Below are 23844 nucleotides of genomic sequence, written 5' to 3' on the forward strand. Positions count from 1 at the left end.
ATCCGTTTCAATGGCAACCTTTTTTCTAATAACGGGAATAATGACGGGGTAAATGTTGCGGATCACGGCGATACGTTATGCTGTAAAAATGAAAAAGCCATTTTGAAACAGCACCTTGTGAACCGGCCCCGTTGCCTGCCGGTGCCCGGACGCCAACGGCCATTCCGGATTTAAGGGTTTTCCCCTAGCATTAATGCCACTTAATTGACAATTAATGCCTCTAGAATGGCGATCCTCGACTTCCCGCATTCAATAGCGCGCGGGTCGTGAATTAGGGAGCAGGCGATCGACCTGACTTCCATTTTCTTTACGTCGTCTCTCGCATTGCTAACAGGAGCGTGCCCGATGTCCGTATTTGCCCCCGAAAAATTCGCCGCCGATTATCAGTCCGGAATCGCCGCGTGGTTCGCAATTGCCCGCCCGGCAATCCACGGTTTCGAGGCCGTCGTCGAACTCAACCTGCAAGCGGCCAAGACGGCGCTCGAAGAGTACGAGGACAAGCTGAAGAACGCATTCAACGCCAGCAACCCGGCTGCCGGCTTCGCGCAGCAAGTGGCCGCACCGCAGGAAGCCGCCGGCAAGGCCGTCGCGTACAGCCGCCATCTGTTCGACATCGCGGTGTCGACGCAGGCCGAATGGTCGAAGGTCGCGCAAGCGCAGTACGAGCAGACCGACAAGCGCGTGAAGGACGTGTTCGGCGAACTGACGAAGCATGCGCCGGCCGGCTCGGCTCCGGTGGTCGCCGCGCTGAACTCGGCACTGTCCGCGGCAACGGCCGCGGCCGACTCCGTACGCGCAGCGGCGGGCCAGGCGATCGAAGCCGCGCAAAGCGGCTTCGACGCGGTCAGCGAAACGGCGGCGCGCGGCGGCAAGCAGACGGCGGCCGCTGCACGCAAGGAAGCCGCTTCGCGCGAATCGGCAGCATGACCGCGTGTCGCGCATCGGCGCGACACGATTGACCGGCGCCGGATGGCGTCGGCCGCCGCGTGTGCCGCGTGGCGGTTGGCGTACCTCCGGTTCGCCACGGCGTGCCCGGGCACGGCAGGATCATGCGGAGCGTGCCGCGCGCATGAACGCGTGAGCATGCGGCCGCAGCCCGCGAGCGTGGCGCTTGCGCGCCACGCCCGCCGTGCCGGCGCCGGCACGCAATACGGATCGACCCACTGATTTCGATGCAGGAATTGAACATGACGGACGTAGTGATCGTATCGGCCGCGCGGACCGCGGTCGGCAAATTCGGCGGCTCGCTCGCGAAGGTTGCAGCACCGGAACTCGGCGCGACGGTGATTCGCGCGGTGCTGGAGCGCTCGGGCGTGAAGCCCGATCAGGTGAGCGAAGTGATCATGGGTCAGGTGCTGACGGCGGGCTCGGGGCAGAACCCGGCGCGCCAGTCGCTGATCAAGGCCGGCCTGCCGAGCGCAGTGCCGGGGATGACGATCAACAAGGTGTGCGGCTCGGGCCTGAAGGCCGTGATGCTGGCAGCGAACGCGATCATGGCAGGCGACGCGGAGATCGTGATCGCAGGCGGTCAGGAGAACATGAGCGCGTCGCCGCACGTGCTGCCGGGCTCGCGCGACGGCTTCCGGATGGGTGATGCGAAGCTGGTCGACACGATGATCGTCGACGGCCTGTGGGACGTGTACAACCAGTACCACATGGGCATCACGGCGGAGAACGTCGCGAAGGAATACGGGATCACGCGCGAAGAGCAGGACGCGTTCGCGGCGCTGTCGCAGAACAAGGCGGAAGCCGCGCAGAAGGCCGGCCGTTTCAACGACGAGATCGTGCCGGTGTCGATTCCGCAGCGCAAGGGCGAGCCGCTGCAGTTCGCGACCGACGAATTCGTGCGTCACGGCGTGACGGCGGAATCGCTGGCGGGCCTGAAGCCGGCGTTCTCGAAGGACGGTTCGGTGACGGCCGCGAACGCATCGGGCCTGAACGACGGCGCAGCCGCGGTGCTGGTGATGTCGGCGCAGAAGGCGGCGGCCCTCGGCCTGACGCCGCTTGCGCGGATCAAGGCGTACGCGAACGCGGGCGTGGATCCGAGCGTGATGGGGATGGGTCCGGTGCCGGCCTCGCGCCGCGCGCTGGAGCGAGCGGGCTGGACGCCGGGCGATCTGGACCTGATGGAAATCAACGAGGCATTCGCGGCGCAGGCGCTGGCGGTGCACAAGCAGATGGGCTGGGACACGTCGAAGGTGAACGTGAACGGCGGCGCGATCGCGATCGGCCACCCGATCGGCGCATCGGGCTGCCGGATCCTGGTGACGCTGCTGCACGAGATGGTCAAGCGCGACGCGAAGCGCGGGCTGGCGTCGCTGTGCATCGGCGGCGGGATGGGCGTCGCACTCGCGGTCGAACGCGGCTGAGCAGGGCCTCGCGCAGAGGTCTGACGACGATATGGCGCGTGTGCGGCGCCGGCCTGCGCCGCACGCGCGCGAAGCAGTTTTCGCGCGGAACACGTAACCAACAACAAGCGTGATGTTCCGGTGCGTGCCTGCCCGCAAAGGGGGGCACGCATCGCAGCGGTGGGGCGGCAGCATGTGCCATGCCGTCGCTCCGCATCATTGACTCCTTTTTTGTCGGTAACTTATAGGATGACTAAGCGAATTGCAGTTGTGACAGGTGGAATGGGCGGTCTTGGTGAAGCGGTCAGCATCCGGCTGCACGATGCGGGTCACCAGGTCGTCGTCACGTATTCGCCGAACAATGCCGGCGCCGATCGCTGGCTGACCGAGATGCACGCGGCCGGCCGGGAATTCCACGCGTATCCGGTCGACGTGGCCGATCATGACTCGTGCCAGCAGTGCATCGAGAAGATCGCCGAGGACGTCGGCGCGGTCGACATTCTGGTGAACAACGCGGGCATCACGCGCGACATGACGCTGCGCAAGCTCGACAAGGTGAACTGGGATGCGGTGATCCGCACCAACCTCGATTCCGTGTTCAACATGACCAAGCCGGTCTGCGACAGCATGGTCGAGCGCGGTTGGGGGCGCATCGTCAACATCTCGTCGGTCAACGGCTCGAAGGGCTCGGTCGGCCAGACCAACTATGCGGCCGCGAAGGCGGGCATGCACGGCTTCACCAAATCGCTCGCGCTCGAGATCGCGCGCAAGGGCGTGACGGTGAACACGGTGTCGCCGGGCTACCTCGCGACGAAGATGGTGACGGCGATCCCGCAGGACATCCTCGATACGAAGATCCTTCCGCAGATTCCGGCGGGACGGCTCGGTCAGCCGGAGGAAGTCGCCGCGCTGGTCGCGTATCTCTGCTCCGAGGAAGCCGGCTTCGTGACGGGCTCCAACATCGCGATCAACGGCGGCCAGCACATGCACTGACGCGCGGCGACCCGGCGGTCCGGCGCTCCGGCGGCGTTCGGGCGTGTGTCCGGGTCGCGCTCCCGCTGTATCCAGCGCCGGGGCGGCGCGCACGCGCGCGGCACCGGCCTCGCATTCCGGAGGACGCATGGGCGACACCTGGATGGGACTCGCGATCGGCGGCTCGGCACTGGCCGTCGCGCTGACGATGGCGATCGCGCTTCACTGGCTGGAGCGGCGCCGCGCGCGGCTGCTGCGCAACTTCGATCATCGCGATTGCTGGTTCGTCGCGTACGGCAAGCGCCTCGCGTGCGGGCCGGCGCGCCGCAACCGCAGTGGCGCGCGATGACGGCGGCGGTGCGGCGCGGTGCGATTCACGCACCGTGCCGCACCTCGCATCTCACGCATCCGGTCGACGATGCGCGTACCGCCCGCGTTCAATCGCTCTTCTTCTGAGCGTCTTCGCCCGAATCGCTCTTGTGGAAGATCCGCTTCGTCGTGCGCTTGGTGGCATCCCAGCCTTCGCGCGATGCATGCGCGATGCCGTGGCCGACCGTCTTCGCGGCGCTCGCGGTCGCATGGCCGAAGCCGCGCGCGGCCTCGCCGGTCTTGTGGGCGGCTTCCTTCGAATCCCGTTTGATGTCCTGCTTCACTTCGGACATGTCCGCGTGCGCGAGCGGGCTGATCAGCGCGAGAACGAGCGCGGTGCGAATGAACTGACGTGCTTTCACGACCTGATTTCCTTGGGCAAATTCATCGGGGATCGGCGTCGCCAACCGGCGACGGACGAAATGCGCCGGCCGCCGATGCATCGAGCATCACGGCGGCACGGCCGCTGAGCAGCAAGCGCTCGCCGCAGCGCAGCGCGAAGCCGTACAGCACGGAGCGGCCGTCGCCGCCGATGCGCTCGGCATCGACGGTCAGCGGCAGCTCGAACGTGTCGAGCCGGTCGACGAATGCGTCGACGTTGCGCACGCTGGCGAGATAGCCGACGCGCGCTCGCGCCTGCTCGGCCTGCTGCGTGCCGAGCAGCGCGCCGTGCACGGCCATCGCCTGCGCGGCATATTCGATTCCGCAGACCGATGCGAGCCGGCCTTGCGCGCGCAGCGGATTGTGCGGATCGCGATGGCTCGTGGCGCTGCAGCGGATGCGTGCGGCATCCCAGGCGTCGACGCGATCGAGCACGCACATCGCGCCGTCGTGCGGGATATGCGCGGCGATCCACGCGCGATCGAGCGTCGGTATGGGCGTCGATGCGGGCGTGGTCATTGCGCGTGCTCCGCGGCGGTATCCGGTATCGCGACATCGACCTGCACGCGCGTATCGGGCAGATAGTCGAGCACGACACGCGCCGCGCGCCGCGCAGCGAGCGCGTCGAGCAGCGGCAGCGCGCGCGCGGCCGGATTGCCGGTGCGCAACGCTTCGAACTCGGCATTCGCGAGCGTGGTCGCCGGTGCGTCGGTCAGCTGCACGTCGATGCGTGCGAGGGTGCGCGCCGTCGCGTCGGGCGCGAGCACGAGCGCGACGCCGAATGCGTCGACGATCGGCCGCACCGCGTGCAGCGGCTCCGGATAGTCGGTGTCGTACGCGATCAGCAGGCCCGGGACGCGGTCGACCACGACCTGGCACAGGCTCTCGAGCAGGCCCGCGCAAAAGCTGCCGTCGTGCGCGCACAGCACGTTCGACGTCGCCATCGCATGCGCCGCGATGCTCCAGTAGCCGGCCGGCGCGTTGTGCACCGAGTTGTGGAAACGCGTGGGCGACAGCTGGCGATCGTCGCCGGCGAGCGTTTCGCAGATCGTGTGGCAGTTCTGGCCGTCGCCGCCGGATGCGCTGAACACGGTCGCGAGCGTGGCTGCATCGCGCCCGCTCGCGGCGGCCGCTTCGTGACCGACCGCGAGCGCGACGCGCACGACGGGGCCGGTGCGGCGGCGTTCCGCCGGCGGCAGGCCGGCCGGCGGTGGCAGCACGGTGCGCCCGCTCGCATAGGTGGCGCGGCCCGCGAGCACGTCGGCCGCGTGCGGCCAGTCGTTCAGTCCCGGCCCGATCAGCCCGACGCTTTCGATGAAGGCGGTCAGCATCATGTCGGCTCCCGGCGGCTGGCAGGCTCGGCGCGGCCGAGAATCAGGCTGCAATTCGTGCCGCCGAAGCCGAACGAATTGGACAGGACGGTGCGCAGGCGCGCGTCGCGGCCGGCGAGCACGTAATCGGCGGCCAGCGTCGGGTCGGGTTGCGTCGTGTTGACGCCGGCCGGCACGAACTGCTCGCGCAACGCGAGCGCGGCGACGACGGCTTCGAGTGCCCCGGCGGCGCCGAGCGTGTGGCCGGTCGCGCCCTTGGTCGAGCTGCACGGCGTGCGCGCGAGCAGCGCGCCGACCGCGCGGCTTTCGGCGGCATCGTTGCTGGGCGTCGCGGTACCGTGCAGGTTCACGTAGTCGATCCCGCTCGCGTCGAGGCCCGCCGATGCGAGTGCCTGTTCGATCGCGATGCGCGCGCCGAGCCCTTCCGGATGGGGCGACGACATGTGATGCGCGTCGCTCGATTCGCCGATGCCGAGCAGCAGGATCGCATCGTCGTCGAGCGCGGCGGGCGCATCGGGCACGCGTTCGAGCAGCGCGAACGCGGCGGCCTCGCCGATCGAGATGCCGTCGCGCGCGACGTCGAACGGCCGGCACGGCCGGCGCGACAGCAGTTCGAGCGAATTGAAGCCGTACAGCGTCGTCAGGCACAACGAGTCGACGCCGCCGACGACGGCCGCGTCGATCAGCCCCGCGTCGATCATCCGGCGTGCGGAGCCGAACACCTTCGCGCCGGACGAGCACGCGGACGAGATCGCCGTTGCGGGCCCGCGCAGCGCGAAATACGCGCGCACGAACGCGGCGACCGAATACGGGTTGTGCGTGTGCGCATAGCGGAACCCGGCCGGCAGTGCGCCGCTGGCCGGATCGCGGTGCTCGTACGCGCGCTCGGTCTCGAGGATTCCGGACGTGCTCGTCCCGATGAACACGCCGATGCGCGCCGCGCCGTAACGCGACACGGCCGCCGCGACGTGCGTGTCGAAGCCGTCCTGGACGAGGCCGAGTTGCGCGAGGCGGTTGTTGCGGCAGTCGAAGTCGGCGAGATCCGCGCGCACGGGCTGCGCATCGAGGCCGTCCACGGCACCGATCCAGGTATCGAGATCGGCGCGTTCGAAGTTGCACGGCACGAGCCCGCCGCGCGCATTGCGCAGTGCGTCGAGCGTCGCGTCGAGGCCGCGGCCGATGCAGCTGGTGGCGGTGAAGTGCGAGAGCAGGAGAGGTTTCACGAAGGTCGCATCCGGTGGCCGGAACGGGCGCCGCAGCGAGGCTGGCGGGCGCGCCGGGCGTGGTCAGATTTTATCAAACGGGGGGGCCGCAATGCCCGTCTGGCCGGGCGGTTCGGGCTCGAGCGCGGCACGCAGCGTGATCCAGTGCAACTGCGCATCGGCGGCCGCGCGCAGCACCGCCGGCAGCACGTCGAGCACGACCGGCTCGCCGCGTGCATCGCGGGCCGCGTGGCCGTCGTGCACGAGCAGGATGTCGCGCGGCGCGAGGTCTTTCAGCAGGCGGCGCGCGACGGTGCTTGCGTCGTGCGCCCGCGTGTCGAAGCCGCGCCGTGTCCAGCTCGCGAGCTGCAGGCCGAGCTCGCACAGCACCGGTTCGAGAAACGGATTGCGCAGGCCGGCCGGCGCGCGGAAGAACCGCGGGCGCATGCCGGCGATGTCGGTCAGCGTCTGCTGCGCGGCCGCGATCTCGCGCCGCAGTGCGGCGGGCCCCGACAGCGAGAACGTATGCCGGTGCCGCTGGCTGTGATTCTCGATCGCATGGCCGCGCGCGACGATCGCTTCGATCCACTGCGGATGGCGGCGCGCGAGATCGCCGATGCAGAAGAAGGTTGCGCGCGCATCGTGGCGGTCGAGCAGGTCGAGCACGCGCGGCGTGACGTCCGGGTCCGGGCCGTCGTCGATCGTCAGCGCGATCCGGCGGCCGGCGCCGGCCGGCAGGCGCGTCCAGTTCGGGCCGAGCAACGTGCTGCGCGGCCACAGGCCGGCCGCGGTCAGCGCGAGATGCGATGCGACCACGCTGCCGGCGGCCCACGTCCACGTGGCCGGCTGCGCGACCACGGCCGCGAGCGCGCCGACGTGCAGCGCGGCCGTCCCGGCAATCAGCGGCGCCGGCTTCCAGCGGCGCGCGTCGTCAACGGATGCAACGGATGAGCGTGTGTTCATGCGCGACCTCCGGTCGGATGCGGTCGCGGGCTACCGGTGGGCGGCGTGTGCGGTGCGAGTATCGCCGCGAACGCGAGCGCCAGCATCGCGCCGGGGCCGACGGTCAGCCCGAAGGTTTCGAGCAGTGGCACGCGCGACAGCGCGAGCAGCCCGAAGCCGGCGACGGTTGCGAGGTTCGCGATCAGCAGCGACACGAGCGTGTACGGCGTGACCGGCTGCGCGTCGTCGCGCTTGCAGAAGAACAGCGCGTAGTTCGAGCCGACCGCGACGATCAGCAGCATCCCGACGAGATGCAGGATCGTCAGTTGCACGCCGGCGAGCGCGAAGCCCGCGGCCACCACCAGCACGGCCGCGACGAGCGGCGCGAGCGCGCGCACGACGCGGCGCGGCGAGCGCAGCGCGATCAGCAGCAGTACGGCGATCGCCGCGAAGCCGGCGAGCGACAGCCGGATGTCCTCGTGCACGTAGTTCACGTACAGGCGATCGGCCTCGGCCTTCATGTCGACAAACAGCGCATCGGGCACACCGGCGCGCGCGACGGCCGCGCGGACCGGCGCGGCATCCAGCCCGGGCGCCGGCTGCGCGGCGGGGCGCGCGAGATCCGGGGCGCGCAGCGGCAGCATCGCGCTCCAGCGGCCGGCGCGCTCGGTCAGCAGCGCGTCGACGGCGAGCGCCATCGACGTGCCGCGCAGATCCGCGCGCGTGAGCAGCGGCGCGTGACGCGCGGCGTCGACGTCGGCGATGAACGGCGCGAACAGCCCGGGTTTGACCGTGATCGGCTGGTTCTCGACCGCGTCACGCATCCTCGCGGCGAGCACGTCGGGCGCCGGCAGGCTCGCCTGGCGCGCGCGCTGCGCGGCGTCGCTCGGCAGGTAGCGCGCGGGACTTTCGAAGCCCGCGAGCGCACCGCGGTCGACGAGCGGCTGCAATTGCGCGGCGACTTTTTCCGCGCGTTCGAGCGCAGCCTGTTGGGTTGGCGCGGAAATCACGACGAGGTAGCGCACGTCGGGTGCGCCGACGTCGGCACGCAGGCGCGCATCGAGCGCCTGCGCGCGGGCGGGAACGGGGCTCAGCGCGGCGAGCTCGCGGCTCCACAGGCCGCCTCGATGCAGCACGAGCGTCGCGCACGCGGCGAGCACGAGCACGGCGAGCGGCCAGCGCAGCCGCGGCGCCGCAGCGGCCGCGCGCGCGAGCACGGCGCCCACGCGCGACACGTCGCGAATCGCGACGTGTTCGCCGCGCAGGTGCGGCAGCACGAAGCGCGTGACGAGCGCGGCGGACGTCAGCCCGGCGATCGAATACAGCCCGAGCTGCACGAGGCCGGGGAAGCCCGAGAACAGCATCGACGCGAAGCCGCACACGGATGTCAGCACACCGAGCCGGATCGTCGGCCAGTATGCGGCGATCCATGCGCGTGTCGCGTCGGCGGGGCGTTCAGTGCCGCGCGCCGCGCCCGGCGCCGATTGCACGAACAGGTAGATCGAATAGTCGACGGCTTCGCCGATCAGCGTCGTGCCGAAGCCGAGCGTCAGCCCGTGGACCGTGCCGAACGCGATGCTGACCGCGGCGATGCCGACCGCGACGCCCGTCAGCACCGGCAGCAGCCCGAGCGCGAGCGTGCGCGGCGAGCGATACAGCGTGAGCAGCAGCGCGACGATCAGCACGACGCTCGCCGTCGACAGCCGCTCGACGTCGTGCCGGATCGTGTCGCGCGTTTCGACCGAGAACACGCCGGGGCCCGTCATCGCGAGCGAGTACGCGGCCGGGTTCGGCAGTGCCTGCGTCGCGGCGGAGAATGCGCGGCGCACCGCGTCGATCGCGCGTGCCTGCGCGTCGGTGTCGGCGCCGGCGGCGGCCGTCTGCACGACGAGCACGGCGCGCGTGCCTTCGCGCGACGCCCACACGCCGTCACGCATGGCCGGCTGCGCGCCGCTGTCGAGCTGATCGACGAGCGCGCCGACTTCGCCGGTCGGGTCGCGCGGCAGCATCGCCTTCGCGACGAGGCCCGCCGACGAGCTCAGCAAATCGAGACTATTGCCGAGCGCCTGATGCAGCCCGTCGGCGCTGAAGCGCTGCGGCGTGACCGTCGGGCTCAGTAGGTAGCGATGGTCGAACACGAACTGCTGGTCGCGCGCGTCGTTCACGGCTTCGCCGTTGTTGACCGCCGAGAATTGCCGGTCCGCGCGCAGCGTGCCCGCCACGCGCCGCGACAGCGCGGCGCGCGTGGTCGCGTCGCCGCCGTCGATCGCGACGAGGATCAGCCGCGACACGATGCCGTCGCGCAACTGGTCGACGAGCACGCGCTGCCCGGCGCTCGGCGCGCGCGGCAGGAACGCGGACAGGTCGGCCGTGAAGTTCGCGCGAGCGATTGCAATCCCGCATGCGACGAGCACGACCAGCCACACGAGCACGGCGCGCCGCTGCCACGCAGGCACGCGGCGAGCGACGGGGGCGGGCGGCCGGGTGCGTTCGTCCATCAGTTCGCGGCGACGGGTTGCAGGCGCATCACCGAATGGTCGCCGTCGGCCTGCCGGATCGCGACGCTGCGCAACACGTCGCGCGTGCCTTCGAGCGTGATGGTGCTGACCACCTTCAGCATCCGCGAATCGAGCGGCGTGAGCGTCAGCGTCCAGTCGTCGCCGCGTCCGGTAAGCGCGACCTTGTAGACCTGCTCGAGCGCGAAGCGGTTGCCGGAGAGCGTCGCGCGAATGCTGTCGATGAACGCGCCGAGTTCCGGGTAGCGCGAAAGCGCGAGCGTGTAGGTGTGGTTGTTGCGCTCCACGGTGAGCATGTCGCCGTCGACGACGAGATGTTCGGGCTTCGGGCGCAGCGTGTGCTTCTCGAGATGGTCGGGCGCGACGAACACGAGTTCGCCCGACGATTCGATCGGTTGCGCGGCGATCGACAGGGTCTTCGTCTCGGTGAACGTCGCGCGGCCGGACTTGTGCTGCGCGAGCGTCGCCATCAGCCGGTCGAGCGTCCACGCCGAACCGGTGTCGGCGGCATGCGCGGGCATGGCCAGCGCGACTGTGGCCGTGACGGCGAACGTGCGCACCGCGCGGCGCAGCGCGAGCGGAAGCAAGGAGCGGTGAACGGCGGTCATGCGTCGGAGTCCCTCGTGGCGGTCGGGTCGGTGGGTGCGCGCGCATCGTCGCGGCGCGCGGCAGCGTCGTCGTTCCGCCAGAAATCGAAATAGTTGAACCAGTTGTACGGCGCCGCGCGGCAGTGCCGCTCGAGCAGCGCGACATAGCGCGAGAGCGCCGCGTCGACGGCCGCCGCGCGTGCATCGCGGCGCACGTCCGAGAAATCGGCGAGCGTCTCGAAGTGCACATCGTAGCGGTTGCCGTCGCGGTAGAGGCCCGTCATGAAGAGCACCGGACGCCGCAGCATCGCGGCCATGTACAGCGGCCCGAGCGGAAACGCGGCCGGCGCGCCGAGCAGCGGCAGCCGGCGCAGCGACGCGGCCGCATCGTCGAGCAGCGTGCGGTCGGCCAGCATGCCGACCATGCAGTTCGCGTCGAGCCGCTCGCGCACCTTCAGCATCGAATCGACCTGCCCGAGCGGAATCACTTCGGGCTTCGCGGCCGGGTTCACGGCGGCGAGCGTCGCGTTGATCTTGCGCGCGTTTTCTTCATACATCGTGACGACGACGCGCAGGTCAGGACGCGTGCGGCCGATCGCGCGCACGACTTCGAAGCTGCCGAGGTGGGCGCCCATCAGGAACGCGCCGCGGCCGCCGGCGAGCGCGTCGTCGACCAGCGTTGCACCGTGCAGCCGGATGTCGAACAGGTCGAAGCGGCCGTTCATCAGGTAGATGCGATCGTGGATCGTCGCCGCGAACGTGAACACGTGGCGGTATACGTCGCGCCAGCGCGCGGGACGGCCGAGCGCGCGACGCAGGTAGTTGCGCGACGCCGCGCAGGCGGCCGGCGAGAACAGCACGAAATACGCGGCGATGGCATGCAGCACGACGCGCGACGGCTGTCGACCGAAGTGCAGCGAGATCCATGTCATCGTGCGCAGCAACGCGGCATTGCTGCGCTCCTGGCGCTCGGCCCACGCGGTGCGTTTCATGGCTGCGCGCCGTCCTGCGGGGCCGGCGGTGCGGACAGCATGCCGGTCGCGACGTCGCGCGGGCCGACCCGCAGCGTGAAGCGGATCGCGCCGCCGGCCGTCGCATCGAACACGAGATCGACCGGTTCGCCGGGCGCGACCGGGCTCAGGAATTTCGCCGAAGCGAGCCGCCACGTGTGCAGTGGGCGGTTCAGCGAAGCGCCGAGTGCCGCGATCGCATGATCGAGCAGCACGACGCCCGGCACGATCGGATGACCGGGAAAATGACCGGGCAGCGCCGGATGATCGGCGGGAATCGTGAACGCGAGCGGTCGCGCGTCGGCCGCTGCGGTGCGCGCGTGGCGGGCGACGAGCGCGGCGAGCACGTCGCGTGGCAGCTTGCCGGTTTCGTTGCGCGGCAATGCATCGACGAATACGAGCGGGCGCGGCATGAACGCGGAATCGATCCGTTCGCGCAGCGCGCGCTGCAGTTCGGTGGCGGCAAGCGTCGGCGCGACCACGAGCGCGACGAGACGCGTGACGGATTCGCCGTCGGCCGGCGCGGTGTCGTCCGGCATGAAGAACACGCCGTCGACCACGCCGGCAATCGCGTTCAACTGATGATTCAGGTACGCGAGCGACGTGCGCTTGCCGGCGATGTTGACGAGGTCCGCCTTGCGGCCGTGCAGCAGGAACCGGCCGTCGCCGAGCAGTTCGAGCGCGTCGCCCATCGGCACGGGCGCCTCGACGTGCCCGCCCGACACCCACACGGTCGGCCCGCCGTCGTCGCTCGCGTGGCCGTGATCGGCTGCGTCATGCGTGTCGCGTGCGTCGAGCCGGATCTCCGGGAACAACGACCACGCCGCGCCCTGCGACGTGCGGCGCGTGGCGATCTGGCCGGTCTCGGTGCTGCCGTAGATTTCGATGAGTGGCGCGTCGAGCGCGGCTTCGGCTTCGCACGCGAGCTTTTCCGACAGCGGCGCGGTGGCCGACAGCACGAGCGCGGCCGGCGGCAGCGCATGGCCGGCCGACAGCAGCGCGCGCAGGTGGATCGGCGACGTGACGAGCACGCGCGGCTGCGGGATGGCTTCCAGTTCCTCGCGAATGTCGACCGGGTAGAACGGCTGGCGGTTGCTGAACGCGAGGCCGCCGATCAGCGCGAGCAGCACCGTCGATTCGAAGCCGTACATGTGCTGCGCGGGCACGGTGCCGATCAGCGTGGCGGCGTCGCCGTCAAGCAGGCCGAGGCGATCGGCCGCGGCGCGCACGCAGCCGACGAGGAAGCCCCAGGTCTTGCGGTGCGGCACCGGCGCGCCGGTCGAGCCGGACGTGAACACGTACGCCATGATCCGCGCCGCGTCGATCTGCGGCACCACGAAGCGAGCGTCGTCGTCGGCGGCGAGTGCGGCAGGGGCGGCGTCCGGATAGGCGAAGCGCGGCAGGTCGATCGTGCAGTCCGGCGCGTCGTGCAGGCAGAACGCATCCGGCGCGAACGACGCGAGCTGGCGAACCGTTTCGGGCGTGTGCGTCGACGGCAGCAGGCTGATCCTGCCGGCGACGAGCGCCGCGCACAGGCTGACGGCGAAGCGGTAGCGGTCGCGGCACACGTTGAACACGTGGCCGCCGGCGGGCAGCGCAGCGGCCACGCGCATGACGTCGGCGATGAACGCGCGCACGGTGACGGGCGTGCCGTCGCGCCAGGCGATCGTCTGGTCCGGCGAGGAATGGAATACCAGCGGGTGAGTCGGCATAAATCAACGGAAACGGAAAGCGGTGACCGGCGCGGCCGCGAGGCGGTGCCGCGCCGGTCGTGAATTCATCGCGACGGCTGCGTCGATGCGCGGTACGCACGCACCGCGTCGATCATCCGCGGCCGCGCATCGTCGGGCAGCGCGAAGCGCCGGCACGCATGCTCGGCGGCGAACATCACGGCGACGAGCGGCAGCGACAGGTAGTTCGCGAAGGTCGACCACGCGACGATCGGCGCGATCGCGAACATCAGCGTCGACACCGCGGCGATCGCGACGAAGAACAGCGTCCACGCGAGCGTGATGCGCCGCGTATAGCGTGCGACGGCCGGCGTGATCGTGCCGTGGATCATCGTCGCGAAGCGCGTGCAGAGCGGCACTTGGCCGGCCGCGAGCGTGCGGCCGAACAGCAGCGCCATCGCGAGGTTGAAGCTGGCGTGCTCCAGATACAAACCCCATTCGAAATGCTGCGCGAGCGGCGTGCGTGCGGCCCACAGCGCGACGGCGACCAGCAGCCACGCCGGCACCAGCCACGCGCGTCGCGGCGAGCGCAACGCGGCGCCGAGCGCGAGCAGCAGCGGCGGCACGAGCGCCATCGCGAGGCCGAAGCCGTGCGCGCCGGGCGTCGCGGCCGCATGGTGCGCGCCGATCTGCCAGGCCGCCACCGCGCCGACCGCGCCGATGCCGCGCGCGACGTTCAGCAGCGTGCTCATCGCCGTGCTCCAGGCGTGCCGGGCAGGCGCGTGCTGCCGGCGGCCGCGGCATGGCGGCAACGCGACGCGCAAAGCGGCGGGCAAGGCTGGGCAGAACGGTCGAGCGGGCGCGGCATGGCGGCTGGAAACATCGGACGGATCGAGGCCCGGACGCAGTCGTCGGGTCGTTAAACATCATATGAATGGCAGCCGGGACGGGTATCGCCCGGCTGTCGTGCACGCACATTTTAGGGCCCCGGCAGCGCGGTTCGGAACGGGCGCGGCCGGGTTTTGTAACCGAATGTATGGCAGTGCGTTGAACGCCGCCCGATGACGATGCGTTGACATCCGAAGCGGCTCAAGCGTCTCGTGCGATCCGGTCCCGGCAGGGGCTGCGGCGAGGCCCTTCAGTCTGTAACCATTCGCGGTATACGGGCCGATACCCATCGTCTAGAATCCGCGTAACTTTTACAAACGATCCCCAAAATACGCAGGCGGGGAAGCCGGCAGACGCCGGAGGGACGGAGATCTGCACGCGCCGGGCGTGCACGACGGTTGCCGTTTCCGGTCGCCTTCCGCTGCCATGGGCCGCCTGCCCGCAAGCATGATGAACGCACTGGAACAAGAGCTCGCCACGCTGATCATCGGCGAACTGAATCTCGAAGACGTCCCGCTTGATACGGTGACGGCCGGGACCCCGCTGTACGGCGAGGGCTTCGGGCTCGACTCCATCGACATCCTGGAAATCGCGCTGCTGATCTCGAAGAAATACGGCTTCGAGCTGCGCTCGGACAATCCGGACAACAAGCAGATCTTCGCGACGCTCGGCGCGCTTGCCGGGTACGTCGCCGCCCATCGCACGAAGTGACGGCGGCACGCGCGGTCGCGACGCGGCACGCAGAGGATGACGGCATGCGGCGGCGCTCGCCGGGCGACACGCAGCCGCGTCGATCGAGGTGGAACGCGATGAACGGAGCAATTCGATGCGGGCGCTCGTAACGGGCGGCAGCGGCGCACTCGGGCAGGCGATCTGCACGGCGCTCGCGCAGGCCGGCCATGAAGTGTGGGTGCATGCGAACCGCAATCTCGCGCAGGCGGAGGCGGTCGCGCAGCAGATCGTCGCGGCGGGCGGCACCGCGCACGCCATCGCGTTCGACGTGACCGACGCCGATGCGACGCTCACCGCGCTCGCGCCGTTCATCGACGCTGCGCCGGTGCAGATCCTCGTCAACAACGCGGGCGTTCACGACGACGCGCCGATGGCCGGCATGTCGCGCGAGCAGTGGCGCAGCGTGATCGACGTGACGCTCAACGGTTTTTTCAACGTCACGCAGCCGCTGTTGCTGCCGATGATTCGCACGCGGCGCGGACGGATTGTCAATATCGCGTCGGTCGCCGGCCTGACCGGCAACCGCGGACAGGCGAATTACGCGGCCGCGAAGGCGGGGCTGATCGGGGCGACGAAGTCGCTGTCGCTCGAGCTGGCGTCGCGCGGCATCACCGTGAACGCGGTCGCACCCGGCATCATCGAATCGCCGATGGCCGAGCACGCGTTTCCGGCCGAGCGGATCAAGCAGCTCGTGCCGGCGCAACGCGCGGGCCGGCCCGACGAAGTCGCGGCGATGGTCGCGTATCTGGTATCCGATGCGGCCGCCTATGTGACCGGGCAGGTGTTGTCCGTCAACGGCGGGCTCGCATGACGACGACGCGCGCCGCGCCGGATTGACGCGACGCAACGGCGCGCAACGCGGCGCGTAGTAACCGCGGTGCCGCAAGCCTGCGCCGCATAGTGAGGAAATCGAAGTGTCAGTGCATCCAGTCGACGCCGAACGGCGAGCGTGTTCCCTGTCGTCCGCCACGACCGCGGTCGCGCACGGACACATGGCCGCCGGGCTCGCCGCGGACCGCGGCAACCGTGCGCTGCGGCTCGTCCAGGTCGATCACGCACGGCTGGCGGCGCGCCTGCACGATGCGCAACGGCGCGGCGACGCATTCGATCAGCTGTTTCCCGGCGCGCTGGGCGCGGTGTGTATCGGCGCGGCCGGCGCGTCGACCGACGCGATGGCGCGCCTGCTGGCCGATGCCGCGCCCGACCTGCCGCTCGCGCCGGTGCGGATGGCGCTGCTCGATGCCGGCGGCTACGCAGGCAGCGATGCCGTCTGCGAAATCTGGCAGTGCGATGCACACGACCTGCGCAGCGAACGGCGCGGCGCGCTGCAATACCGCTACAGCGAAACGGCGGGGCTCGTGTTCGGCAGCATCGTCGTGCAGGAAGCGACCGGTGTGACGGGTGCGGATCGCGACGGCGGCATGCCGCTCGAACAGGCGACCCATGATGCGTACCGCGCGCTGTTCGACGTGCTCGATACGCTCGGCATCGTGCATCCGCTGCGGATCTGGAACACTGTGCCGGCGATCAATGCGCAGCAGTTCGGCATTGAGCGCTATCGTCAGTTCAATATCGGCCGGCAGCGCGCATTCGACGCGTGTCGCCGTGCGCTGACGGGCGGCGTGCCGGCCGCCTGCGCGCTCGGCTCGGTCGTGCCGGTTGCTGGCGACATGCCGCCGGCCGCGCCGCTCGCGATCCATTTCATCGCGAGCCGCACGCCGGCTGATCCGGTCGAGAACCCGCGCCAGATCAGCGCGTATCACTACCCGGTGGAGTACGGCCCGCGTGCGCCGACGTTCGCGCGCGCGGCTGCCTGGACCGACGGCGACGCGCCGCCGCTGCTGTTCGTGTCGGGCACCGCCAGCATCGTCGGGCATCGCACCGTGCATCGCGGCGACGTCGTCGCGCAAACGCGCGAGACGATCGCGAACCTGGCCGCCGTGCTCGAGCAGGCCGCGCGGCAGGGGCACGGCCCGTTCACGCTCGCCGACCTGAGCTATCGCGTGTACGTGCGCGACGCCGCCGATGCCGCGGCGCTTGCCGCGATCGACCGCGCGTTGCGCGAGGCGGCCGGCTTCGACGTACGGCCGCTGTTCGTCCACGCGGACGTGTGCCGCGACGATCTGCTGGTCGAGATCGAGGCGAGCGCCGGGCATCCGCTGGAGCGGCTGTCGTGAAGCGCGCGGGCCTGTCGCTGCGCGAACCGTCGACGCGTGCGGGCGGCGTCGACGAAGCCTGTCCGCGGTCGCCCGCAGGTCATAAACTTTTGTCAGGATCATCGTCTTCGCAATCGGCCGTTCCCATGTCCAAGCAGCACGCCTCGTCCACCCATCTCGTTCTGATTCCGAGCTACAACCCGGGCGCCAAGGTCGACACGACCGTGCGCAACGCCCGCGCGCAGTGGAGTCCGGTGTGGGTCGTCGTCGACGGCAGCACCGACGGCAGCGCCGAGCGGCTGCAGGCGATGGCCGAGCGCGATCCGGGGCTGCGCGTGATCGTGCTGCCGGAGAACCGCGGCAAGGGCGCCGCGGTGCTTGCCGGGCTCGATGCGGCCGCCGCGAGCGGCTTCACGCACGTGCTGACGATGGATTCCGACGGCCAGCATCCGGCCCAGCTGATTCCCGATTTCATGGCCGCGTCGCAGGCGGCGCCCGACGCGATGGTGCTCGGTCTGCCGAAGTTCGATGCGAGCGCGCCGCAACTGCGCGTGCAGGGCCGCAGGCTGTCGAACGCGTGGGCCGATCTCGAGACGCTGTGGGCCGGGATCGGCGATTCGCTGTACGGCTTTCGCGTGTACCCGGTCGCGCCGCTCGCCGCGATCATGCACCGGCAGCCGTGGATGCGCGGCTTCGACTTCGATCCCGAAGCGGCGGTGCGTTTGTGCTGGGCCGGTGTGCCCCCGATCCGCATCGAAGCGCCGGTGCGCTACTTCGGCGAGCACGAGGGCGGCGTGTCGCATTTCCACTATGGCCGCGACAACGCGCTGCTCGCATGGATGCATCTGCGGCTCTTCGCCGGTTTCGTCGCGCGGCTGCCGATGCTCGTCGCGCGACGGCTGACGCGCCGGTCGCGCTCCCCGCTCAGCCGGTCGCCGGGCCGCGGCGATTGACCGCATTTTCGGCATCAATCTGCCCGATGAGCGGTCATTGCGTGTCGAACAGGCCGGTAATGAAGTTGTCATGTGATGTAAACAACTGGTAATTTTCTGCCGGATTATGCAAAATCGCCGCTCCCAAATACAACTACCGAGGGATCCGGGATGCATATCAAGAAAGCGGCGGCAGCATGTAGCGTGGCGTTCCTGTTGAGCGCGTGCGGCGGGGTACAGAGCCTCGACGCGAACAGCCTGGCGTCGGCGGGGACCAACCTGTTCAAGGCAGCGACGCTGTCGGACACGGACATCGCGGCCCTGTCGAACGACTCGTGCAAGGCGAGCGACGCGGAATCGAAGATCGCGGCGCCGAACAGCGCGTACTCGAAGCGTCTGACGAAGGTGATGAAGGGCTTCGGCGACATGACGCTGAACGGCCAGAAGATCAACTACAAGGTCTACATGACCAAGGACGTCAACGCGTGGGCGATGGGCAACGGCTGCGTGCGCGTGTACAGCGGCCTGATGGACATGATGAACGACGACGAACTGCGCGGCGTGATCGGTCATGAAATGGGCCACGTCGCACTGGGTCACTCGAAGAAGGCGATGCAGACGGCCTACGCGGTCAGCGCGGCGCGCACCGCGGCCGGCGCGGCATCGCCGGGCGTGGCGGCACTGACGAGCTCGCAGCTCGGCGACATCACCGAGAAGTTCATCAACGCGCAGTTCTCGCAGACGCAGGAAAGCGCGGCCGACGATTACTCGTTCGACCTGATGAAGCAGAAGAAGATGAACCAGAAGGGCCTCGTCACCGCGTTCCAGAAGCTCGCGCAGCTCGACGGCGGCCAGAGCTCGATGATGAGCTCGCACCCGTCGTCGGCGAGCCGTGCGCAGCACATCGAGGATCGCATCGCAAAAGGCAGCTGATGGTAGCTGACGGCAACTGATCGCCGGCGCGGTCCGCCCCGGCATCCTGCACGATGAAGAAAAACCCCACGCTCGTCCGGGCGTGGGGTTTTTGCTTTTTGGGGATGCGCGGAACGACGGCGTGGCTTACGGCACCATCCCCGGCAGCACGTAGGCCTGCACGAGCGTGATCAGGCCGACGACCACCACGAACAGCAGGCTGTGGCGCACCGTGAAGCGGAACAGCTCGGATTCCTTGCCGACCAGGCCGGTCGCCGCGCAGGCCACCGCGATCGACTGCGGCGAGATCATCTTCGCCGTGACGCCGCCCGTCGTGTTCGCGGCGACCGCAAGCGTTTCCGGCACGCCGAGCTGGTGCGCGGTCGTTTGCTGCAGCGAGCAGAACAGCGCATTCGACGACGTGTCCGAGCCCGTCAGGAACACGCCGAGCCAGCCGAGGAACGGCGAGAAGAACGGGAACGCGGCGCCGGTCGCGGCCAGCATCAGCGCGAGCGTCGACGACATCCCCGAGTAGTTCGCGACGAACGCGAACGCGAGCACCAAGCCGATCGACAGGATCGGGCGCGTGAGTTCCGACAGCGTTTCGCCGAACGTGACGAGCGCATCGCGCGGCTTCATCCGCAACAGCACCATCGAGATCAGCGCGGTCACGAGGATCGCGCTGCCGACCGCCGACACGAGGTCGATCTTCAGCACGGCTTCGAGCGCCTTCGGCGTCGCGGCGATCGGTGCGGTTTTCACGACCAGCTGGTCGAGCCCCGCCACATGGAACTTCAGCACGGTCGATGCCAGCGCGCCGTGCGCGGCGAACAGCGCCTTGAACGGCGCGATGCTCCACACGGTGACGACCGCGGTCAGGATCAGGAACGGCGACCACGCGCGCACGGTCTGCGCGAGCGTGTACGGCGACGCCTGGCGGCTCGTGCGTGCCCCCGCGCCGTTGCCGCCCGCGCCGAACCCGCCCAGCGCCGCGCCGCCGCCCGACGCGACGAGGCCGCCGGCCGTCTGCTTCGCGCTGCTCGGCTGCCACACCTTCAGGAACGCGGCGAGCGCGACGAGGCTGACGAGCGACGACGTGATGTCCGGCAGCTCGGGCCCGATGTGGTTCGACGTGAAGTACTGCGTGATCGCGAAGCTGCCGCCTGCGACGAGCGCGGCCGGCCACGTCTGCCGCACGCCGCGCAGCCCGTCCATCATGAACACGAGCCAGAACGGCACCGCGAGCGACAGCAGCGGCAACTGGCGGCCGGCCATCGCGCCGATGTGCATCGGGTCGATGCCCGTCACCTGTCCGGCGACGATGATCGGAATACCCATCGCGCCGAACGCGACCGGCGCGGTGTTTGCAATCAGACACAGTCCTGCCGCGTGCAGCGGCTTGAAGCCGAGGCCGACCAGCAGCGCGGCTGTGATCGCGACGGGCGCGCCGAAGCCGGCGGCCCCTTCGAGGAATGCGCCGAACGAGAAGCCGATCAGCAGCATCTGCAGCCGCTGGTCGTCGGTGATCGACAGCACCGACGCGCGGATGACGTCGAATTGACCGGTCTTCACGACGATCTTGTACAGGAACACGGCCGCGACGATGATCCACGCGATCGGCCACAGGCCGTACGCGAAGCCGAAGCCGGCCGCCGCGAGCGCCTGCGGCACGGGCATTCCGTACGCGAGGATCGCGACGCCGAGCGACAGCAGCAGCGTGATCGCGGCGGCGACATGCCCCTTCATCCGCAGCGCGGCGAGCGCGACGAAAAAGAAGATGATCGGAATTGCGGCGACGAATGCCGACAGCCCGAGGCTGCCGAGCGGGGTGTAGATCTGATGCCAAACCTGCATGGGTGTCTCCTCCATGGATTTCTATTGGTACGGGTTTGAAAACGGACGGGTTATTCGGGCTGGCCGCGTGCGCGCAGCAGGTCGGACAGGCTGCGCGGCGCGGGCTCGAGCGGCGTGCGGTGCTGGGTCCAGCCCATCTGCTTCGCGGGCGTCAGCGCGCGCAGCCGCGTCGCGGTCCAGCGGAATGTGCGATACGCGCGCGGATGCGCGAACGCGCCCGACCAGAAGCGCCACACGAGGTCTTCCGCGCGGGTGTAGTTCGCGCCCTGGCCGCGCAGCGGATGCGCGACGGGTTCGTCGGGCTTGCGGTTCGCCTCGGTGCGCAGCCGCACGAGCAATTGCGGGATCGGAATCCGGACCGGGCATACCTCGCCGCACGCGCCGCACAGCGTCGACGCGGTCGGCAGGTCGGCCGTCGCGTCGAGGCCGAGCAGGTGCGGCGAGATGATCTTGCCGATCGGGCCCGGGTAGGTGGTGCCGTATGCGTGGCCGCCGATGCGCGTGTACACGGGGCAGTGGTTCATGCACGCGCCGCAGCGGATGCACTGCAGCGTCGCGCGCAGTTGTTCGTCGGCGTAGGCCTGCGTGCGGCCGTTGTCGAGCAGCACCAGATGCAGCTCGCGCGGGCCGTCGCGTTCGCCGTCGCGGCGCGGGCCGGAAATCAGGTTGAAGTAGGTCGTGATCGCCTGGCCGGTTGCCGAACGCGTGAGCAGGCTCGACAGCGGCACGATGTGCTCGAGTTTCTCGACGACCTTCTCGATCCCCATGATCGCGACGTGCGTGTCGGGCACGGTGGTCGACAGCCGGCCGTTGCCCTCGTTCTCGACGAGCCACAGCGTGCCCGTGTCGGCCGCCGCGAAGTTCACGCCGGACAGGCCGATGTCGGCATCCGCGAACGCGCGGCGCAGCGCGCGCCGGCCGGTCTGGATCAGCTCGTCGACGTCCTCCGTGTAGCGCGTGCCGGGGATGTGCTGCTCGAACAGCCCGGCGATGTCGCCGCGCGTCTTGTGGATTGCCGGCATCACGATATGCGACGGCTTCTCGCCCGCGAGCTGCACGATGAACTCGCCCATGTCGGACTCGATGCAATCGACGCCGTGATCCGCGAGGTAATGGTTCAGCTCGATTTCCTCGCTCGCCATCGACTTGCCCTTGATCACGCGGCGCGCCTTCTTGGCCTGTGCGATGCCGAGCACGATCGCGTTCGCGTCGGCGGCCGTCTCGGCCCAGTGCACGTGGACGCCAGCCTCGGTCAGCTTCGCCTCCAGCCGCTCGAGCAGCGTCGGCAGTTGCGCGAGCGCATGCTGCCGTACGGCTTCGCCGAGATCGCGCAGTTGCTGCAACTCGGTGTCGTCGGGGAACTGGGTCGCGCGCTTGCCTTGCAGAAAGTCCATCGCGCCGCGGAAGCTGCTGCGCAGCGCGGGATCGTCGAGCGCGGCGCGCGCGCGGGCCTTGAAGTCGCCGGGGGCGACGAATTGCAGCGGTTGGTCGCTCATCGCGGCAGGTCCTGGCAGGCGGTTGCGGTCGGTTCGGTGGCTGCTTCGGTGACGATCACGACCCAGAGGTTGCGCGGGCCGTGCGCACCGTACGCAAGGGTCTGCTGGATATCGGAGGTTTTCGACGGCCCCGACACCAGCACGACGTTGGTCGGCATGCCGGCGTGCCAGCGTTCCGCGTGCACGGCCGCATGAAGGTCCGCGTGCAGCGTGTTCGCATGCACGAGCGCGATGTGCAGCGGCGGCACCAGCGACACCGTGCGCGGCGTGCCGGGATCGGGCGCGAGCACGACGGTGCCGGTTGCCGCGATGCCCGAGCGCGCGACGGTGAAGCCCGCGTCGATCGTGTCGAACAGCTCGGCCTTCCACGCGTCGATCGGACGGTCGAACGACACCGGCGCCACCGCGTCGGGCAGCGCACGCGCGAGCGCGTCGGATTCGGCGCGGGCCGGATCGAGCAGCAAGCGGCGCACGCCGGCTTCGGCCAGACGCGCGGCAAGCTGCGCGGGCCACGCATCGGCGCTGGCGCACCAGACCTCCGCGTGCGACGCGGCGAGCGCGGCCTGCATCGTCTGCGCGAGCGCGTGAGGATCGAGGGCAACCGACGCACGGCGTGCCGCGTAATGCGTGTCGATGCGCGCATCGAGCGCGGGCGCGGCGTTCGCGGCGACGCCGGGCGCCGTGTTGCGCAGGCGCGCGAGGATGGCGTCGCGTGCGCTCATTGCTGATCTCCGCGCAGCGATGCGGCGCCGGCCGTGCGGCGCCACAGGAAGCTCGCGAGATGCTCGACGGGCAGCGCCGCGCCGGCCTTGGTCGCCGCGTGGCCGATGTTCAGCAGGCAGCCGCAGTCCGCCGACACGAGCCGGTCGCAGCCCGTCGCGCAGGCCGACGCGACCTTGTCGTGCACCATCGCGCCGGAGATGTCGGGATGCTTCAGCGAGAACGTGCCGCCGAAGCCGCAGCATTCGGATTCGCGTTCATGTTCGATGCGCGTGACGCCGGGTAGCGCGTCGACGAGCGCGACGCCATGCACGCGCGTACCCATCTCGCGGCGGGCCGCGCACGACGTGTGCAGCACCACGCGTTCTGCCGGGCCGGTGTTCGCGGGGAGGGCGTCCAGCCGCACATCGAGCACATGGACGAGGAATTCCGCGAGTTCGTAGGTGCGTTCCGCGATCGCGCGGGCCTTCGGGCCGTGCACGGGGTCGTCGGCGAAGAGGGCCGGCCAATGGTGCCGGATCATGCCCGCGCAGGAGCCGGACGGCACGATCACGGGCCACGGCTCGCCGAACAGGTCGAGCTGCGCGGCCGCGACGCGGCGTGCTTCGTCGGGATTGCCGCTGCTGTAGGCCGGCTGCCCGCAGCAGCTCTGGCCGCGCGGATAGTGGACGGTCAGGCCTTCGCGTTCCAGCAGGCGGACCGCGTCGAGCCCGGCTTCGGGGACGAACAGGTCGACCAGGCAGGTCGCGAACAGATAGACGTGCGCGGGGGCGGTGGCGGGGTAGTGCCTTTCGTTCATGTCTCGCTCCAGGGGGCGACCGCCCGG

The 23844-nt window shown here is 69.8% G+C and carries 23 protein-coding genes; 9 read left to right on the top strand and 14 right to left on the bottom strand.

Translation table 11 applies throughout. The features are described 5' to 3' along the window. The first annotated feature begins 345 nt into the window (after window positions 1-345). From phaP to BX604_RS09845, 4 genes are all read left to right on the top strand, one after another. Window positions 346-927: a TIGR01841 family phasin gene (gene phaP, locus BX604_RS09830; protein ID WP_098550572.1), complete on the top strand. Its 582-nt coding sequence runs from the start codon at window positions 346-348 to the stop codon at window positions 925-927. 260 nt (window positions 928-1187) lie between these two features. Continuing rightward, window positions 1188-2369, top strand: coding sequence for an acetyl-CoA C-acetyltransferase (locus tag BX604_RS09835; protein ID WP_098552803.1), 1182 nt, complete (start codon window positions 1188-1190; stop codon window positions 2367-2369). Window positions 2370-2597: 228 nt separating this feature from the next. After that, a complete protein-coding gene (gene phbB, locus BX604_RS09840; RefSeq protein ID WP_098550573.1) occupies window positions 2598-3341 on the top strand; it encodes an acetoacetyl-CoA reductase in 744 nt (247 codons plus the stop codon). 127 nt (window positions 3342-3468) lie between these two features. Further along, complete coding sequence (locus BX604_RS09845) at window positions 3469-3669, top strand: hypothetical protein (protein WP_098550574.1); 201 nt, start codon at window positions 3469-3471, stop codon at window positions 3667-3669. 88 nt (window positions 3670-3757) lie between these two features. Here BX604_RS09845 and BX604_RS09850 read toward each other — a convergent pair whose 3' ends face one another. The 10 genes from BX604_RS09850 to BX604_RS09895 form a co-directional block, all read right to left on the bottom strand. Next, entirely contained in the window at window positions 3758-4051 is a 294-nt protein-coding gene (locus BX604_RS09850) for a hypothetical protein (protein ID WP_098552804.1), read from the bottom strand. Window positions 4052-4073: 22 nt separating this feature from the next. After that, the gene (locus BX604_RS09855; RefSeq protein ID WP_098550575.1) at window positions 4074-4589 is read right to left on the bottom strand and encodes a hotdog family protein; all 516 of its coding nucleotides are present in this window, start codon (window positions 4587-4589) and stop codon (window positions 4074-4076) included. Further along, a complete protein-coding gene (locus BX604_RS09860) occupies window positions 4586-5404 on the bottom strand; it encodes a beta-ketoacyl synthase chain length factor (protein WP_098550576.1) in 819 nt (272 codons plus the stop codon). Before BX604_RS09860 ends, BX604_RS09855 begins: the two co-directional genes overlap by 4 nt. Next, on the bottom strand, window positions 5401-6624 hold the full coding sequence (locus BX604_RS09865; RefSeq protein WP_098550577.1) for a beta-ketoacyl-[acyl-carrier-protein] synthase family protein: 1224 nt from the start codon (window positions 6622-6624) through the stop codon (window positions 5401-5403). The genes BX604_RS09860 and BX604_RS09865 overlap by 4 nt, the downstream gene beginning before the upstream one ends. A 63-nt stretch (window positions 6625-6687) precedes the next feature. Further along, window positions 6688-7566 carry a polysaccharide deacetylase family protein gene (locus BX604_RS09870; RefSeq protein ID WP_098550578.1) on the bottom strand — a complete coding sequence of 293 codons (879 nt, stop codon included), beginning with the start codon at window positions 7564-7566 and terminating at the stop codon, window positions 6688-6690. Continuing rightward, complete coding sequence (locus BX604_RS09875) at window positions 7563-10043, bottom strand: MMPL family transporter (RefSeq protein WP_098550579.1); 2481 nt, start codon at window positions 10041-10043, stop codon at window positions 7563-7565. Before BX604_RS09875 ends, BX604_RS09870 begins: the two co-directional genes overlap by 4 nt. Then, window positions 10043-10669 carry an outer membrane lipoprotein carrier protein LolA gene (locus tag BX604_RS09880; RefSeq protein ID WP_098550580.1) on the bottom strand — a complete coding sequence of 209 codons (627 nt, stop codon included), beginning with the start codon at window positions 10667-10669 and terminating at the stop codon, window positions 10043-10045. Before BX604_RS09880 ends, BX604_RS09875 begins: the two co-directional genes overlap by 1 nt. Then, window positions 10666-11640 carry an LpxL/LpxP family acyltransferase gene (locus BX604_RS09885; RefSeq protein ID WP_098550581.1) on the bottom strand — a complete coding sequence of 325 codons (975 nt, stop codon included), beginning with the start codon at window positions 11638-11640 and terminating at the stop codon, window positions 10666-10668. The genes BX604_RS09880 and BX604_RS09885 overlap by 4 nt, the downstream gene beginning before the upstream one ends. Next, the gene (locus tag BX604_RS09890) at window positions 11637-13370 is read right to left on the bottom strand and encodes an AMP-binding protein (protein ID WP_098550582.1); all 1734 of its coding nucleotides are present in this window, start codon (window positions 13368-13370) and stop codon (window positions 11637-11639) included. Before BX604_RS09890 ends, BX604_RS09885 begins: the two co-directional genes overlap by 4 nt. A gap of 65 nt (window positions 13371-13435) precedes the next feature. Then, window positions 13436-14080, bottom strand: coding sequence for a hypothetical protein (locus tag BX604_RS09895; protein WP_098552806.1), 645 nt, complete (start codon window positions 14078-14080; stop codon window positions 13436-13438). 562 nt (window positions 14081-14642) lie between these two features. Between BX604_RS09895 and BX604_RS09905 the strand changes: the two genes are divergently transcribed. The 5 genes from BX604_RS09905 (at window position 14643) to BX604_RS09925 (ending at window position 18969) form a co-directional block, all read left to right on the top strand. Beyond that, window positions 14643-14927, top strand: coding sequence for a phosphopantetheine-binding protein (locus tag BX604_RS09905; protein ID WP_096508681.1), 285 nt, complete (start codon window positions 14643-14645; stop codon window positions 14925-14927). Window positions 14928-15042: 115 nt separating this feature from the next. Continuing rightward, the gene (gene fabG / locus BX604_RS09910) at window positions 15043-15759 is read left to right on the top strand and encodes a 3-oxoacyl-ACP reductase FabG (RefSeq protein ID WP_098552807.1); all 717 of its coding nucleotides are present in this window, start codon (window positions 15043-15045) and stop codon (window positions 15757-15759) included. A gap of 103 nt (window positions 15760-15862) precedes the next feature. Next, window positions 15863-17125, top strand: coding sequence for a chorismate transformation enzyme, FkbO/Hyg5 family (locus tag BX604_RS09915; RefSeq protein ID WP_098550584.1), 1263 nt, complete (start codon window positions 15863-15865; stop codon window positions 17123-17125). Window positions 17126-17250: 125 nt separating this feature from the next. Further along, window positions 17251-18057 carry a glycosyltransferase family 2 protein gene (locus BX604_RS09920; protein ID WP_098550585.1) on the top strand — a complete coding sequence of 269 codons (807 nt, stop codon included), beginning with the start codon at window positions 17251-17253 and terminating at the stop codon, window positions 18055-18057. 150 nt (window positions 18058-18207) lie between these two features. Further along, window positions 18208-18969, top strand: a complete 762-nt coding sequence (locus BX604_RS09925) for a M48 family metalloprotease (protein ID WP_098550586.1) — start codon at window positions 18208-18210, stop codon at window positions 18967-18969. Window positions 18970-19095: 126 nt separating this feature from the next. Here the strand turns inward: BX604_RS09925 and BX604_RS09930 are convergent, their stop codons facing one another. Genes BX604_RS09930 through BX604_RS09945 form a run of 4 tightly spaced genes read right to left on the bottom strand, consistent with a single transcriptional unit; the run spans window position 19096 to window position 23817 of the window. After that, window positions 19096-20802, bottom strand: a complete 1707-nt coding sequence (locus tag BX604_RS09930) for a lactate permease LctP family transporter (protein ID WP_098550587.1) — start codon at window positions 20800-20802, stop codon at window positions 19096-19098. A 50-nt stretch (window positions 20803-20852) separates the two neighbouring features. Next, the gene (locus BX604_RS09935; protein ID WP_098550588.1) at window positions 20853-22298 is read right to left on the bottom strand and encodes a LutB/LldF family L-lactate oxidation iron-sulfur protein; all 1446 of its coding nucleotides are present in this window, start codon (window positions 22296-22298) and stop codon (window positions 20853-20855) included. Beyond that, window positions 22295-23020 (bottom strand): LutC/YkgG family protein, encoded by a 726-nt coding sequence (locus BX604_RS09940; protein ID WP_098550589.1) that lies wholly within the window; start codon window positions 23018-23020, stop codon window positions 22295-22297. The genes BX604_RS09935 and BX604_RS09940 overlap by 4 nt, the downstream gene beginning before the upstream one ends. Next, entirely contained in the window at window positions 23017-23817 is an 801-nt protein-coding gene (locus BX604_RS09945) for a (Fe-S)-binding protein (RefSeq protein WP_098550590.1), read from the bottom strand. The genes BX604_RS09940 and BX604_RS09945 overlap by 4 nt, the downstream gene beginning before the upstream one ends. Window positions 23818-23844 lie beyond the last annotated feature (27 nt).

The sequence above is a fragment of the Burkholderia sp. JKS000303 genome, from assembly GCF_002563755.1.
GTDB classification, from domain to species: Bacteria; Pseudomonadota; Gammaproteobacteria; order Burkholderiales; family Burkholderiaceae; genus Burkholderia; species Burkholderia anthina_B.